Raw genomic sequence first — 14,427 nt, forward strand, 5'->3', positions numbered from 1 at the left:
TCACGATGACGATGACCCCCGAACAGGCGGCCTGGTTCCAGGGCACCTTCGCCCGACTGGTCGACAACGTCGACCAGGCCCTCATGGGCAAGCGCGAGGTCGTGGCGCTCGTGCTGTCGGCGATGCTCGCGGAAGGCCATGTGCTGCTGGAGGATGCTCCGGGCACGGGCAAGACGAGCCTCGCCAAGGCGCTCGCGGCGACGGTGCAGGGCACCAGCAGCCGCATCCAGTTCACGCCCGACCTGCTGCCCTCCGACGTGACCGGCGTGACGATCTACGACCAGGCGTCGCACCGCTTCGAGTTCCACCGCGGCCCCGTGTTCGCCTCGATCGTGCTCGCCGACGAGATCAACCGCGCCTCGCCGAAGACCCAGTCGGCGCTGCTGGAGGTCATGGAGGAGTCGCGGATCACGGTCGACGGCGTCACGCACGACGTCGGCCGTCCGTTCCTCGTCATCGCGACCCAGAACCCCATCGAGCAGGCAGGCACGTACAAGCTGCCCGAGGCCCAGCTCGACCGGTTCCTGATCAAGACCTCCATCGGCTACCCCGACCTGGCGGTGGCCGAGCGCATCCTCGCCGGCGCCGCAGACCGCAACCCGTCGGCGCACCTTCCCGCCATCATCACGACCGGCGCCGTCGCCGACATGGCCGACCTCGCCGGCACCGTGCACGTCGACCCCGCCGTCCTGCGCTACACGGCGCAGCTGGCCGAGGCGACCCGTGACGACCAGGCCACCCGCGTGGGCGTCTCGGTGCGCGGTTCGCTCGCGATGATCCGCATCGCCAAGGTGTACGCCGCCGCGCAGGGGCGTCACTTCGTCCTGCCCGACGACGTCAAGGCGCTCGTCGCGCCGGTGTGGACCCACCGCATCGTGCTCGACCCCGAGGCGGAGTTCGCGGGCACGTCGGCCGAGACCGTCGTCGCGCGCGTCCTCGAGTCGATCGCCGCACCGCAGGCGAGGTCCGCGGCCTGATGACGACGGAGGCACTCGGGCAGGCGGCGGTCACGGAGGACCGTCGCGCCTGGTACGGGCAGCTGGCGCTGGACGCACTGCGCCGCGTCGGCGCCGTGCTCGCACGCGTGTTCGCGGTCGTGCGCCCCGCCGCCTGGGTGCTTCTCGCCGGCGCCGTCGTGCTGTGGATCGCCGGGCGGTCGCTCGGCTGGTGGGAGCTGACGGTCGCGGCCGTCTCCATCGCGGTCGTGCTGCTGCTGTGCCTGCTGTTCCTCATCGGACGCACCGCCTACGACGTCTCGCTCGACCTCAACCGCACGCGCGTCGTCGTGGGGGAGCGCGCCATCGGCGCGCTGACCCTCTCGAACACCGGCGCGCGCGCCATCCTGCCGTCCCGCGTGCTGCTGCCGGTCGGCGCCGGTCGCGGCGTCTTCGACGTACAGCGGCTGGCGGCCGGCGAATCCGCGGAGGAGCTGTTCGCGATCCCCACGTCGCGCCGCGCGGTCGTCAAGGTCGGGCCCGTCAGCGTCGTGCGCGGCGATCCTCTCGGCCTGTTCGAGCGCGTGCACCGTCGTGACGAGCCCGTCGACCTGTTCGTCCACCCGCGCACCGTGCTGTTCGACGGCCAGTCGCTCGGGTTCCTGCGCGACCTCGAGGGCCTTCCCGCGACCGACCTCTCGCCCGACGACGTGTCGTTCCACGCTCTCCGCGAGTATCAGCCGGGCGACGACCTGCGCCACGTGCACTGGAAGTCGACCGCGCGCACCGGCCACATGATGGTGCGTCAGTATGAGGAGACGCGCCGCTCGCACTTCGTGATCGGCCTCTCGACGAGCCCCGCCGACTATCGCGACGACGCGGAGTTCGAGCTGGCGATCTCCGCCGCCGGCTCGCTCGGCCTGCGGGCACTCCGCGACTCGCACCGGGTCGAGGTGCGGGTGCAGGAGCGGGCCCTCCCGTCCGGCACGGGCAAGCAGTTCCTCGACTCCCTCTCAGCGCTCGGTCAGTCCAAGCCGCGCGCGGGCACGGTCGTCGACCTCGCCGGCGTGGTGGCGGCGACCCTTCCCCTCGCGAGCGTCGTGGTGCTCGTGTGCGGCAGCCGGGTCGACGCGAACGACCTGCGCAGCGCCTGCAGCCGCCTTCCGTTCGGCGCGCGCGTCCTCGCGGTGGTCGCTTCTCCCGGCGAGGCCGCCCCGTCGCTGCGCCGTATCGGCGAGGCGGACGTCGTGACGCTCGGCGCGCTCGAGCAGCTGCCCATCGCGCTGCGGAAGGTCCTCGCATGACCGCCCCCGTCACCCCGCTGTCGCGTGCGGGATCCGCCCCGACGACGCGTTCCGCGGCACCGCGCGTCCCCGCGGCGCGTGCTGCGGGCGAGTCCCTCGCGCTCCGCCGATGGATCCTGGATCTCGGCGCCGTGACGCTGCTGCTCCTCATCCCCGTCGTGGGCTTCTGGCCGACGTTCGACGGTGCGCGCTATCTGGTCGCGGCCCTCGGCGGGCTTGTGCTCGGCATGGCGCTCGGCGTCCTGGGCACGCTGTTCCGGTGGGGCATCCTCCTCCTGACGGGTGCCACCGTCATCGCCTACTTCCTGTTCGGCGGCGCTCTCGCGCTGCCGAACACCACGGTCGCCGGCGTCGTGCCGACGCTCGAGACCCTGCGCCTGCTCGCCCTCGGCACTTTCATGTCGTGGAAGCAGTTGCTCACCACGATCGCGCCGGTCGCGACGGACGACGGCCACCTGATCGTGCCGTTCATCCTCACGCTGGTCGCGGCCGTGCTGACGACGTCGCTCGCGCTGCGGCTGCGCAGCGCGGCGTGGTCGCTGATCCCCGCGGCCGCGTTTCTCGCGATCGAGATCGCGCTGGGCACCTCCGAGCCGTTCGTGCCGGTCGTCCAGGGCATCGTGTTCGGGCTCGTCGCCGTGGTGTGGCTGGCCCTGCGCCAGGCCTGGCAGCCGCAAGCCGCGGCGATCTCGGTCGGCGAAGGCTCGGCCGGCTCGGGTGCAGGCATCCGCCGGGTGCTGTCGGGTGCGGCGGTCATCGCCGTCGCCGCGGTCATCGGCATCGCCACGAGCGGGTTCGCGGCACCGACATCTCCCCGCTACGTCCTGCGCGACGTCGTGATCCCACCGTTCGACATCCGCGAGTTCGCAAGCCCGCTGCAGTCGTTCCGCGCCTATGTCCGCGACTACCCGGAGGACGCGCTCTTCACGGTCAGCGGCCTGCCCGAGGGGGCGCGTGTGCGCCTGGCCACCATGGACGCCTACAACGGCACCGTCTACAACGTCTCGGACGAGGGCAGCGGGTCCTCGAGCGCGTTCTCGCCCGCGCGTACCAACATGTCCGCCGATGCCGAGGGCACCGAAGCACAGGTGCACGTCGAGATCGGCGCCCTGGAGAGCGTGTGGATGCCGGATGCCGGCGCCGCCCGCAGCGTCACGTTCGACGGCGACCGGGCCGACGACCTGCGACGCACCGCGCATTACAACGAGGCGACGCAGACGGGCGTCGTGACGGTCGGTCTCGAAAAGGGCGACGCCTACACGATCGACGCGGTGATCCCCGAGGTCCCGAGCGACGAGCAGCTCGGCGACCAGGCGTTCGCGCCGCTGAAGATGCCGAAGCAGGAGGGCGTGCCCGAGAGCCTCGCCGAGATCGCATCGAAGACCGTCGCCGAGGCGACGACCCCCGTCGAGCAGGTCCGCGCTCTGCAGCTGATGCTGTCGGAGGGCGGCTACTTCAGCCACGGCCTCGCCGGTCAGCCGCTTTCGCGTGCCGGTCACGGCGCCGAGCGGATCGCGACGCTGCTCGGCTCGCAGCAGATGGTGGGCGACGACGAGCAGTACGCCACCGCAATGGCGCTCCTCGCCGCACAGGTGGGCATCCCCGCCCGCGTCGTCATGGGTTTCTACCCCGAAGAGGACGCCGCCGGCGAACCGGTCTTCACCGCGACGGGCGACAACCTGCACGCGTGGGTCGAGGTCGCGTTCGACGACGCCGGCTGGGTGCCGTTCGACCCGACGCCGCCCGATGACCAGGTTCCGAGCGACCAGACGACCAAGCCGAAGGCCGACCCGAAGCCCCAGGTGCTGCAGCCGCCGCCGCCGCCGGCCGAGCCCGTCGACCTGCCGCCGACCGTCGCAGACGACCGCGGGTCGGAGGACGAGGACGGCCTCGACCTGGGCCTGCTGTGGACCATCGTGTCGATCGGCGTCGGCGTACTGGGTCTCGTCGCGGTCCTGCTCGCACCGTTCATCGTGATCGGGGCGCTGAAGGCCGCCCGTCGGCGCCAGCGTCGCGACGCGGAGCGCGCGTCCGACCGCATCAGCGGCGGCTGGGACGAGCTCGTCGACCGCGCGACGGACTATGGCGCCCCGGTTCGTCCCGGTGCGACGCGCCAGGAGGAAGCGGGCGTGCTCACCGCGGCGCTCGCCGAACCACGCGTCGCGACGCTGGCGACCCGGGCGGATCTCGAGGTCTTCGGTCCGACCGAGCCGACGCCCGACGACATCGAGGCGTTCTGGACGCACGTCGACGAGATCGTCGGCGGCATGGGCAAGGAGCGGTCGCTGTGGCAGCGGCTGCGCGCGCGGCTCAGCATCCGATCGCTGCTGGAAGGCACCCGCTTCGCTCTGCCGGCACGCCTCACGCCTCCGCCCCGGGCCGCGAAGCCTGCGGCGAAGGGCACGGCCGCCGAGCCGGAGGCGTCCGACGCCTCGCCGTCGAAGCGTGCGCCTCGCCGCACGCGCGCAAGCCGCGCCGCAGAACCCGTCCATCCCCCGCAGGAGACCGAATGACCGCCAGCCCGCACGTCGCCGCCCCCGCGGCGACCATCGGACGCCGTGTGGGGGCGTTCGCGATCGACCTCGGGGTCGCCTACGGCATCGCGGCCGCGCTGGTCGGTGTCGCGGTTCCCGTCGTGCTCGGCGTCGGCGGCACGGGTGACTCGGCGAGCCTCGCGGTGGCCGTCGTCCTCGCCTCCCTCGTGGTCAGCGGTGCGCTGCTCGCCTGGTGGCTGGTGTACTCGGCCATGCAGGGCGGGCGCGGTTCGATCGGGCAGCGCGCCCTCGGACTCCAGCTGCAGGACGTGGACACGCACGATCGGATCGGGTTCTGGCGCGCGGTCTGGCGCAACATCGTCTTCGGGCTCGCGGGGTCGATCGTCATCGGCTACTTCTCGCCGCTGTTCGACTCCAGCGGTCGCCGCCAGGGGTGGCACGACATGGCATCGCGATCGATGGTCCTCGACATCCGGACCGGCCAGGCGGCATCTCACGTCTCCGCGACCGCGCTCGTGGCCGAGAATCCCTACCTGGCGGCGGTTCGCACGCCGCTTCCGCCGCCGCCTTACACGGCGCCGATGCCCGACTTCCTGGTCTCGGCCGCGTCGGCGCCGGCAGAAGCGCCGCCCGCGGTGGCCGGTCCGGCTCCGGCTACGCGCCCCATCGCACCCATCCGCCCCGGGGTGATCGACGGCGTGCCGTGGGTGACCGGCGACGGGCCGTTCACGCGTGCCGCGCAGACCGATGACTTCCCGAGCATGACGATGCCGTTCCCGGCCGCGACGACCACGGAGCCTCTCGCCGCGCTGTTCGGACCGGCCGCATCCGCCGCTCCGGCTCCGGTCGCGGCGCCCGCGCGGCCGTTCGCCGCCGTCGCGTCGGTCGTCGCCCCTTCGGCGGCACCGGCACGGCCCCTGGCGTCGGTCGTGGCCCCGGCATCCGTCGCCTTCGCGTCGTCGACGGACGACCTGGATGAGACCCGCGTGGTGGTGCCGCCGCCCGCGCAGCGCGCCGCGCTGTACGACGAGGCTCCGGTGCTGGCCGTCCTCACCTGGGACGACGGGACGCGGATGGCCGTGTACGGGCGCACGCTCTACGGTCGCAACCCCGCGAACGAGCACGGTGCCGTCTCGATCCCCGTGCGCGATGAGACGCTGTCGCTCTCGAAGACGCATTTCGAGATCGGCGGCGACTCCACCGGCGCGTGGATTGTCGACCGCCACTCGACCAACGGCACCACGCTCGTGCGCGACGGCGCGCGGATCCCGCTGTCGCCCGGCGTGCGGACGAACGTGCGTGCCGGCGACACCTTCGAGTTCGGCGACCGGCGTGTCGCCGTGAGCGTCGCGTGATGACCCATCCGACGGCGCCGATCGCGGTCGCGTGCGGAGCGGCGACCGATGCGGGACTGCGGCGCCGCATCAACGAGGACGCCTACATCGCCGCCGCGCCGCTGTTCCTCGTGGCGGATGGCATGGGCGGTCACAATGCGGGCGAGATCGCCAGTGCGGCGGTCATCGGTGAGTTCGCGCCGCTCGCGGGCCGCGAGAGCCTCACCATCGACGAGGTGCAGACGGCCGTGACGGCCTCGCGCCGCCGCGTCGCGATGCTGCCGCCCGGCGCCGGTGCGGGAGCCGGCACCACCCTCGCCGGCGTCGTGATCGCCGATGTGGACGGCGAGGGCTACTGGCTCGCCATCAACGTCGGCGACTCGCGCACCTACCGCCTCAGCGAGGGGCGGTTCGAGCAGGTGAGCGTTGACCACTCCGTGGTGCAGGAGCTTGTGGACAGCGGGCAGCTCGCCGCCGATGCGGCCGAGCGGGACTCGCGCCGCAACGTCATCACCCGCGCCATAGGTGCGGGAAGCGATTCCGAACCGGACTACTGGCTGTTCCCGGCAGAGGAGGGCGACCGCATCCTGGTCTGCTCGGACGGCCTCTCCGGAGAGCTGGATCGCGACGCGCTCCACGCCATCCTGCTCACCGAGACCGACCCGCAGGCGGCGGCGACGCGGCTCGTGCACGAGGCGATGGTGCGCGGCGGTCGCGACAACATCACGGCGCTGGTCGTCGACGCGCTCGCGGTGCGCACGCGTGCGAACCGGACGTGGGAACGCGATACGGTGCCGGTGAGCGCCCCCGCGGATCCGGCCGCCGACATCGACGGCGACACGCTGCCGCGTGCGGTCGCCACAGGAGGATTCTGATGCCGACGCTGTACGCCCCGGGAACGACGCCGATCGCGGTCACGCCGCGCGGTTTCGCGGTGCTCGAACCGGGAACCTCGGCAGCGCTCCTCGGGCGCATCCGCAGCCTCGTCGCCGAGGGGCGCGGTCTGGGCGGCGTCATCGAGGCGCTCACGGGGGCCTACGGCGCGTCGCTGACGGCGATCCCGGCCTTCGCGGTGGCGCTCCCCGAGGCTGACGGCATCCGCATCGCCGTGCGCGGCGATTTCGCCTTCGAGGTGGACGCGGCCACGCCCGAGCGGATCACGGGCACCGGCGTGACGACGTGGACCGAGAGGGTGATCCCCGCGGTCGTGCGCGTGGCGTTGACGACGTCCGAGCCGGGCGCATCGTCGCCCGCGGAGTGGGAGATCGCCGACGGCATCGTGCTGGCCGGCGGAATCGTGTGGGATGCCGCGACCCCGCGCTCGTCGGCCGCACCGGTGCTGGCGAAGCGCCCGGAGCCCGTCGCCGTCCCGGCCGCCGCTTCGGCCCCGGAGACCCCGGCTGCCGGCGAGAACGCCTCCGACGCCCGCCCTGCGACCCCCGGTGCCGAGCCGACCTCCCCGGTTCCCGTGGCACCGCGTGCCGCCGCGTCTCCGGCCCCCGCGATAGCCGCGCCTCCCGGAGGGCTCATCGACTCCGTGCCGTCGCTCGCCGACGCAGAGACGCTCCTGCCGTCCGACTCGGCGCTCTCTCCGGACGACGTCGCGCCGACACGGACCGGATTCGATGCCTGGTTGATGGACGAGGACGAGGAAGAGGAGGACGGCACCGGCGCCGCCGGCGCGGTCGGTTTCGACGAGCTCATCAGCGCCACCGTGATCCGCACCGCCGACGACGCCGCTCAGCGGCAGGAGTCTCCGACGCCGCCTCCTCCGCCGCCCGGCCCGCCCGTCGCGGGCGATCACGACGGCGCGACGATCTCGCTCGCCCAGGCGCGCGCGCTGCGCGCGGCGGCATCAGGCGTCGCGGATTCGGACCCGGCACCCTCCGTGGATGCTCCCCTCGACCCGCTCGCTCCGCCGCGCCCGCCCGCGCCGGGCCGCGTGCGGATGTCGACCGGGCAGGTGATCCCGCTCGACCGCACCGTCGTGATCGGGCGCCGCCCGCGCTCGACGCGCGTGAGCGGCACCGACCTGCCGCACCTCGTCGCCGTCGACAGCCCGCAGCAGGACATCTCGCGCAGCCACGTCGAACTGCGGGCCGAAGGCGAGAGCATCGTCGCCACGGATCTGCGCACCACCAACGGCACCACGTTGCTGCGTCCGGGAACGGACCCCGTGCGACTGCATCCCGGTGAGGGCACGGTGGTGGTCCCGGGAGACGTGCTGGATCTCGGCGACGGCATCACGGTCGCGATCGAAGGGATGTCGTGAGTCCCAAGCGCGCGCCGATGGCGCCGCCCGATCTGCCGGGCTTCACCTACGTCGACCTGCTCGGGTCCGGCGGCTTCGCCGACGTGTACCTCTACGAGCAGCAGCTTCCCAAGAGGCGTGTGGCCGTCAAGGTGCTGCTCACGGAGCGCATGTCGAGCGGCTCGGTCGAGGAGTTCACCGCCGAGGCCAACGTCATGGCGATGCTCTCGACGCACCCGGCGATCGTCACGATCTACCAGGCCGGCGTCGCGCAGGACGGGCGCCCGTACCTCGTGATGGAGTACTGCCCACGCCCGAACCTGCAGGTGCGCTACCGGCGCGAACCGTTCTCGATCGCCGAATCGCTCCGCGTCGGCGTGCAGGTCGCCGCCGCGGTCGAGACCGCCCACCGCGCCGGGGTGCTCCACCGCGACATCAAGCCCGCGAACATCCTGGTCACCGAGTACAACCGTCCGGCGCTCACCGACTTCGGCATCGCATCGACGACGAATGCCGCGGCCGAGTCGGCAGGCCTGTCGATTCCGTGGTCGCCGCCGGAGTCGTTCGCCGATGTGCCGCGCAGCGACCCGCGCTCCGACGTGTGGGCGCTCGGAGCGACCGTCTACACGCTCCTCGCCGGCCGGTCGCCGTTCGAGCTGCCGGGTCAGCGCAACTCGGCGGCCGAGCTCATCCACCGCATCGAGACGCTCGCGCTGCCGCCTCTCGGCCGCGCCGACGTGCCGGTGTCGCTGCAGCGGGCGCTCGAGCGGGCGATGGCCAAGTCGCCCGCCGATCGCTACGAGAGCGCGCTGGCGTTCGCGCGCGCGCTGCAGACCGTGCAGATCGAGTTGTCGCACTCCGTGACGCCGATCGACATCCTCGACGATCAGCTTCCGGACGACATCGAGGAGGACGAGGACGACGGGCTCACGCGCGTGCGGGGCGTCGTCAGCATCAATCCCGAGACGACTCCGGCAGCCGGCATGACGCGTCCGTCGGCGGTCACCGCCCCGGCGGCGTCGCGGTTCGAACCGGCGCCCGTCGACGCCGAGACCGTCGCACGGTCGGTGACGCCGGCGTCGACGTACGAACAGACGCAGCTCCGCGGGCTGCCCCACCAGCCGGCGTCGTTCGACGAGACGGTGCTTCGTGCGCCCGCGACCACCGGCTTCGCGCCCACCGACGCCACGACCGTGGCTCGGGGCGCAATCCACGAGCACGGAGCTGCGGCCACCGTGCCGGGGATGTTCACCCCCGGCGCCGATGACGCCGGCGCAGCCGACGCCGACCAGGTCGCGCCGCCGCGTCGCCGCACCGGACTGTGGATCGGGCTCGGCGCCGGTGCCCTGGTGATCGTCGCCGTGATCATCGGAGTGTCGCTCCCCGGTCTGCTATCGGGCACGTCGCAGGATCCGCCGACCCCCTCCGCCTCGTCGAAGCCGCAGGATCCGATCGCGATGGTCGTGCCGCCCGTGGAAGACGTGGCAGGTGCCGCCGTCGAGGGCGGTGTGCGCTTCACCTGGACGAATCCCGACCCGCAGGACGGCGACAGCTATATCGTCGAACCGGTCTCGGCGAGCGACCCCACCACCGAGGCGCAGCCCGTGGACACCGCCGAGATCGTCGTTCCTGCCGTGGCGTCGGGGCAGACCTGCATCGACGTCACTCTCGTGCGCGAGAACGGCCAGTACCAGCAGACGCCGAGCCGGGGGTGCGCGCCATGACCGCTGCCGTTGCCGACACGCTGAGGGTCGAGTTCGCCGGAGAGGAGTTCTCGGTTCCGCCCGACGCGGTGTTCACGGTCGGACGTGAGGGCGATCTCGCGATCGATGACAACCTGTTCCTGCACCGCAACTTCCTCACCATCCAGAACGTCGAGGGACTCTGGCTGCTGTCCAACGTGGGCTCGCGCCTCTCGGCGACCGTCACCGACACCGGTGGGCGCGTGCAGGCCTGGCTCGCCCCGGGCGCACGCCTGCCGCTGGTCTTCGCGGCGACATCCGTCATCTTCAGCGCGGGGCCGACGACCTACGAGCTCACCATCCACGCCGCAGAGCCGACGTTCCGCGACACGCAGCCGGCGCCCGACGACGACGGGCTGAGCACGATCGGAGACGTGCCGCTCACCCAGAGCCAGCGCGTCATGATCCTCGCGCTCGCCGAGCCGGTGCTGCGGCGGGAGGGGACCGGCATGAGCGAGCTGCCCACGTCGGCGCAGGCTGCCGAGCGGCTGGGGTGGACGCTGACCCGGTTCAACCGCAAGCTCGACAACGTGTGCGACAAGCTCGACCGCATCGGGGTCCCGGGCATGCGGGGCGGCGTCCGGTCCTACGCCACCAATCGCCGGGTGCGGCTCGTCGAGCACGCGCTTGCGGCGCGCCTGGTCACGCGTGACGATCTGCCGCTCCTCGACGAGGAACGCGCGAACTCGCTCAGCGGCGAACGCGACGCCCGCACCGACGAAGACGGCTGAGCACCGGATGAGCGCGCCGGCGGTGCCGACCGCCGTCGCGCGAGGTCAGCGTCCGGCGTCGTAGAGGTGGCGGCCGCCGTGGCTGACGACCTTGACGACCACGCCCCGGCGGTGCAGCTCGGCGACCGTGCGGGTCTCCTCGTCGATGTCGCGGCCGAGCGCGTGCACGTTCGCGACGACGAGCACATCGCCGCGCCCCAGTGTGCCGAACAGGCGCACCAGACGTTCCTCCCACGACTCGAGCGTCTCGGGAGCGGGGTGACGGAAGCCCTCGATCGGCACCCCGAACCGCGTGAGGTCGTTGCGCTGCTCGACCACCGAAGGCATGTCGTCGCGAGAGATGACGAGTCCAACCAGCCGTGATCCGGCGGGCTGGGCCTGCCACCAGTTGCGGTTCTGCTGAAGCTCGGTGAAGCACTTGGGGCACTCCGCCGCCGGGTGCGGCAGGTGCAGGGGCGCTGTGTCGGCGCCGATCGACCCCGGAGTCGCCACCGCGTGCGTGTGGCCGGCTCCCGGCGTCTTCGTCGTCTCGCTCATGTGAGGCCCCTTCGCTCACTCATCATTCTCTCATCCAGCCGTCGCCGCGCCGCCGGTGCGATGCCCCGGAGGCAGCGCGCCCCGTCGTCGGTCCTCGTCGTCAGTCCTCATCGTCGAGGCGCAGCTCGACGCTGAGCTGGTCGGCGTCGAGCTCGGCGAGCGCGTGGCGCAGCGCCGGCGTGCTGTAGCCCCCGCCCGACGACAGCTCGTTCAGCCGCGCGCGCATCGCCTCGATCATCGCGACGCGCAGCTCGAGCAGATCCCGCGTCGGCAGGTCGTCGCGGTCGTCGGGCGGGTCGACCATCCGGCTGCCGACGACGGCGACGAGTTCGCCCGGGAACGCGGTGCCGTCCCGGCGGCGCAGCGCCGGGTCCGATAGTGCTGTCGCGGCCGCGTCGCGCAGCTCGTCGTCGAGGGCGGACTGCTCGGCCTTGTCGAGGCTGTCCTCGCCGGGCCGGTCGAGCCGCAGCAGCCGCACGACCCACGGCAGGGTGAAGCCCTGCAGCATGAGGCTCCCCGCAGCGACGGCGAACGCGATGAAGACGAGCAGCGCCCGGTCGCCGGTCTCGTCCCGGGGCAGGGTCTGCGCGGCGGCGAGCGTCACGACGCCGCGCATGCCGGCCCAGACGATGATCGCGCCGTGCTTCCAGCCGAGCGGCGACGCCTGGTAGTAGTCCAGGTCGTTCAGCGCCCGCGCGATCCGCGCACGCATCGACGCGAGACGCCGCTGCGCCCGTGGGCTGTCGAAGCTCACCTCATCGCGCCGGTTGCGACGGCGGCGGGATGCCGGTGGCCGGGCGCCGCCGCCGGAAGCGGACGTGGCGACCGCCTGCTCCGTCGCCTCGGCGGCGGAGCTTGCCGGCGGGACCTCGCCCGACGCGATCTCGTCGATGCGTGCCGACATCGCCTCGAGCCGGCTGCGCTGACGGCCGCGCGCCCGCCGGCTCTGCAGCCAGACGAGGAGGGAGACATAGGCCGCTCGCACCCCGATCAGGATCGCGAGGGCGGCGGCCGCGATCGCGAGCCCGGTGCCGAGCCCGTTGTGGTCCTCGATGTTCTGGGTCACGATCTCGTTGAGCTCGAGGCCCATGACCAGGAAGACGGCGCCCTCCAGCACGAGTTCGATGGTCCGCCAGTTGTGCTCGTCCGAGCGGCGCTGCTCGGGTGAGAACCACCGAGCCGCCCCCTGGCCGGTCACGATGCCGGCGACGACCGCCGCGACGAGGCCCGACCCGCCGAGCTCCTCGGTCGGGATGTACGCGATGAAGGGCACCACGAATCCGACGGCCGTGTTCGCGGCCGAGTTCTTGATGAGCGCCCGCAGGCGCAGGTTGAGCAGGCCGACGATCGCGCCGACCACCGCCGCGACGAGGACGCCCCAGGCGAAGGCGGGGATGAACCCGGCCCCCACACCGGCATCGCCGACGACGGTGGTGGCGACGGCGACCGAGGTGATCATCGTGCGCAGCAGCACCAGCGCCGTGGCGTCGTTGAGCAGGCTCTCTCCCTCGAGCATCGTCACGACGCGCCGCGAGACACCCAGGCGCTTCACGATGGAGGTGGCGACGGCATCCGTCGGACTGAGGATCGCGCCCAGGGCGACGGCGATGGCGGGCTGGATGCCGGGGATCACGGCCATGAAGAAGAGGCCCAGCACGATCGAGCTGACGATGACGAGGAGGAACGACAGCCCCGCGATCGGACCGAAGTCGCGGCGGAACTCGATCGCCGGCAGGGAGACGGCAGCCGAGTACAGCAACGGCGGGAGAACGCCCACCAGGATCCACTCGGGGTCGATCTCGGGGATCTCCACGAACGGCAGGACGCTCACCGCGGCCCCGACGAGCAGCAGGATCAACGGCCCCGCGATCCCGAGCTTCGGCGCCACCGCCGTCGCGAGCGCGATGACGAGGATCGCGACGATGACGACGATCAGCACTTCCACGCCTCAGAGCCTAGTGACGGCCTTCCACGCCGATTCGCGGGGTGCGGGGTGGCGACGGCTAGAGCACGCCGAGTTCCCGCACCGCGTCGCGCTCGGCGACGAGTTCTTCGACGGATGCCGCGAGCCGGCGCTGCGCGCGAACGTCGAGGTCGAGCCCTTCGACGACACGGTAGCCATGGCCGTCGCCGCGCGAGGTCACCGGGAAGGAGCACACCAGCCCTTCGGGCACCCCGTATTCGCCGCGCGACACGACGGCGGCAGAGGTCACCCCGCGACCGGACCCGAGCTGCTCGTCGCGCACGTGGTCGATCGCGGCGTTCGCCGCCGAGGCCACCGACGACGAGCCGCGCACCTCGATGATCTCGGCGCCGCGCTTCGCGACCCGGGGGATGAAGACGTCGTCGAGCCACGCCGTCGCCGCCTCGCGGCCACCCAGCCGCTCGGCCAGCGCCTCGAGCACCGGCATCCCGTCTTCGAGGATCGCGTGAGAGACGTCGGGAAACTGGGTCGCGGAGTGATTTCCCCACACGATGACGTCCGCAATGGCCACAGGCCCGACCTGCAGGGTCTCGGCGAGCTGGCCCACGGCGCGGTTGTGGTCGAGGCGCGTGAGCGCGCTGAAGCGGTCGGCGGGCAGCTGAGGAGCAGCGGATGCCGCCGCGATGAGCGCGTTCGTGTTGGCGGGATTGCCCACCACGACCACGCGCACGTCCTCGTCCGCCACGGCGCCGATCGCCTTGCCCTGGGGGCCGAAGATGCCGGCGTTCGCCGCGAGCAGGTCGCCGCGCTCCATGCCGGCCGTCCGCGGCCGGGCGCCGACGAGCATCGCGATGCGGGTGCCGTTGAAGGCGGTCAGCGGGTCGTCGGTCACGTCGACGTCGACCAGCAGCGGGAACGCGCAGTCCTGCAGCTCGAGCGCGGCGCCCTCGGCTGCCCGCATGCCCTGCGGGATCTCGAGCAGTCGCAGCCGAACCGGACGGTCCGGCCCGAGCATGTCGCCCGCCGCGATGCGGAACATCAGCGCGTAGCCGATCTGCCCGCCGCCGCCGGTGATGGTCACGGTCGTGGGTTCGCTCGCCATGCCATGAGCCTATGCCCGCGGCATTGTACGCAATCAGCGCGAATATGTGGCGTTCCTGTGTGCGATCAGGCG

11 protein-coding genes are annotated in these 14,427 nt (G+C 72.5%); 8 read left to right on the forward strand and 3 right to left on the reverse strand.

Annotated features, from left to right (window positions below; translation table 11 throughout):
* Positions 1-5 precede the first annotated feature (5 nt).
* Genes ABG085_RS01310 through ABG085_RS01345 form a run of 8 tightly spaced genes read left to right on the forward strand, consistent with a single transcriptional unit; the run spans position 6 to position 10,792 of the window.
* A complete protein-coding gene (locus ABG085_RS01310; protein ID WP_347977648.1) occupies positions 6-977 on the forward strand; it encodes a MoxR family ATPase in 972 nt (323 codons plus the stop codon).
* Positions 977-2,239: a DUF58 domain-containing protein gene (locus ABG085_RS01315; RefSeq protein ID WP_347977649.1), complete on the forward strand. Its 1,263-nt coding sequence runs from the start codon at positions 977-979 to the stop codon at positions 2,237-2,239. The genes ABG085_RS01310 and ABG085_RS01315 overlap by 1 nt, the downstream gene beginning before the upstream one ends.
* Positions 2,236-4,752, forward strand: coding sequence for a transglutaminase-like domain-containing protein (locus tag ABG085_RS01320; protein ID WP_347977650.1), 2,517 nt, complete (start codon positions 2,236-2,238; stop codon positions 4,750-4,752). Before ABG085_RS01315 ends, ABG085_RS01320 begins: the two co-directional genes overlap by 4 nt.
* A complete protein-coding gene (locus ABG085_RS01325; RefSeq protein WP_347977651.1) occupies positions 4,749-6,089 on the forward strand; it encodes an RDD family protein in 1,341 nt (446 codons plus the stop codon). The genes ABG085_RS01320 and ABG085_RS01325 overlap by 4 nt, the downstream gene beginning before the upstream one ends.
* Complete coding sequence (locus tag ABG085_RS01330; protein ID WP_347977652.1) at positions 6,089-6,943, forward strand: protein phosphatase 2C domain-containing protein; 855 nt, start codon at positions 6,089-6,091, stop codon at positions 6,941-6,943. The genes ABG085_RS01325 and ABG085_RS01330 overlap by 1 nt, the downstream gene beginning before the upstream one ends.
* Positions 6,943-8,340, forward strand: coding sequence for an FHA domain-containing protein (locus ABG085_RS01335; protein ID WP_347977653.1), 1,398 nt, complete (start codon positions 6,943-6,945; stop codon positions 8,338-8,340). The genes ABG085_RS01330 and ABG085_RS01335 overlap by 1 nt, the downstream gene beginning before the upstream one ends.
* The gene (locus ABG085_RS01340) at positions 8,337-10,043 is read left to right on the forward strand and encodes a serine/threonine-protein kinase (RefSeq protein ID WP_347977654.1); all 1,707 of its coding nucleotides are present in this window, start codon (positions 8,337-8,339) and stop codon (positions 10,041-10,043) included. The genes ABG085_RS01335 and ABG085_RS01340 overlap by 4 nt, the downstream gene beginning before the upstream one ends.
* Positions 10,040-10,792: a hypothetical protein gene (locus ABG085_RS01345; protein ID WP_347977655.1), complete on the forward strand. Its 753-nt coding sequence runs from the start codon at positions 10,040-10,042 to the stop codon at positions 10,790-10,792. The genes ABG085_RS01340 and ABG085_RS01345 overlap by 4 nt, the downstream gene beginning before the upstream one ends.
* A gap of 45 nt (positions 10,793-10,837) precedes the next feature.
* Here ABG085_RS01345 and ABG085_RS01350 read toward each other — a convergent pair whose 3' ends face one another.
* From ABG085_RS01350 to ABG085_RS01360, 3 genes are all read right to left on the reverse strand, one after another.
* Entirely contained in the window at positions 10,838-11,329 is a 492-nt protein-coding gene (locus tag ABG085_RS01350; protein WP_347977656.1) for a recombinase family protein, read from the reverse strand.
* A gap of 100 nt (positions 11,330-11,429) precedes the next feature.
* On the reverse strand, positions 11,430-13,274 hold the full coding sequence (locus tag ABG085_RS01355) for a sodium:proton antiporter (protein WP_347977657.1): 1,845 nt from the start codon (positions 13,272-13,274) through the stop codon (positions 11,430-11,432).
* A gap of 58 nt (positions 13,275-13,332) precedes the next feature.
* Positions 13,333-14,355 carry a malate dehydrogenase gene (locus ABG085_RS01360; RefSeq protein ID WP_347977658.1) on the reverse strand — a complete coding sequence of 341 codons (1,023 nt, stop codon included), beginning with the start codon at positions 14,353-14,355 and terminating at the stop codon, positions 13,333-13,335.
* Positions 14,356-14,427 lie beyond the last annotated feature (72 nt).

Origin of the sequence: Microbacterium sp. ProA8 (genome assembly GCF_039905635.1) — a bacterium.
GTDB lineage: Bacteria > Actinomycetota > Actinomycetes > Actinomycetales > Microbacteriaceae > Microbacterium > Microbacterium chionoecetis.